The 1,347-nt window shown below is 24.6% G+C and carries 1 protein-coding gene; it reads left to right on the top strand.

Features of this window, described 5'->3' with window-relative positions:
• A partial coding sequence (locus H2279_RS08505) for a hypothetical protein (RefSeq protein ID WP_442862196.1) occupies nt 1-1,234 on the top strand: 1,234 nt, incomplete at its 5' end.
• Nucleotides 1,235-1,347 lie beyond the last annotated feature (113 nt).

Below are 1,347 nucleotides of genomic sequence, written 5' to 3' on the forward strand. Positions count from 1 at the left end.
GCAAAGTTATCAAAAAGCTCAAGAAAAAAATCCAACTATAATCAGAATACAACCCATAGCTGATGCCTTAAATATAAAAATAGAAATCAACGAATGCTTTCTTGCTAGGAATGGAGAAGTTTTAAAAAATAAAGAAATTTATGTTTATAACCATCGCTTTGATAGAGTAGTAGCAAAGGCTATGAGTGATAATGAAGGTAAAATAGTATTTGAAAATGTTTATGTGGGTAAAGAAAATACTATAGATAAAATAAGCTTTATTATAGACAGAGAAAATTTCAATGAAGACAATTTTTATGAAAGTGTTTTAAAATACGCTCCAATGTTTAATGTCCAAAAAAAGCATAAACAAAAAGGACAAGCTTTAATTGATAAGATGTTTTTTAGCTTCACTTATACACAAGAAATAATGCAAGATAATGAGGTGTTAAAACTAGAAGTTTTAAAAAATAATTTTAATATTATTTTTGATTATAAGGTAAGAAAACAAGAAGAATCCTATAAAAATTATATCGTTTTATCTTATTTGGTTTTTGATATCAAAGAAGATATGGAAGAATATATACGCCATATTACTATAGAAAATAGAGCTTTTTGTGGATTAGAATTTTTAGGTCGTGGATGGAAAAATCAATACAGCATTAAAGACGAGTGGAGAGATAAGGGTGTAGTATTTTTTGCTTATTTTAATTCTCAAAAATTTACCCCTTATAACAAAATGGCTTTCATCGATAAGCCTATAGTTATTTTAGATATAGAAAAATTTGATAAAGAAGATGTGTTAAAAGATATAAAATTTCATTTTAAAACTCTTGCTAAAGCCTATAAAATTTTTGTAATAGATTTAGATACCAATACTCAAATACAAGAAAAAAAATCTATTGTTAATAATATAAAAAAGAATACCCAAAACTTGGAATTACTTTATTTACAATTTAAACTTTTTGATGATAAAGATATAAATAAATGCAAAGTACAATACTTTTACAATGAAAACAAATATGCCAATAAAGAAATGAAACTGATAGAATATTGCAAAAAGCAACTTTTTTCACTTAATAGTGAAGATCCTATTCATAAAAATAAAAACTCGTTTGATATGGAAGTGCCTTTTGTAAGTATTTCTTTTGGATCTTTGATTTATGATAAAGAAAGACTGGCTAAAAAAGGAGTAAGGCAAATTTTTGGAATAAAATTAGCAACAGTCTGCTGGAAATATTTTTATGAAAAATGATTTTAGATAATTAAAGGATACTCTAAAACTCTACCCTCCTCTTTTCTATAAAACTCATATTCTAAAAATAAAAATTTTATTTTACTCATATATGTTAAAATAAATTAACCAAA

Source organism: Campylobacter sp. B0100352/1 (assembly GCF_020135855.1).
GTDB lineage: Bacteria > Campylobacterota > Campylobacteria > Campylobacterales > Campylobacteraceae > Campylobacter_D > Campylobacter_D taeniopygiae.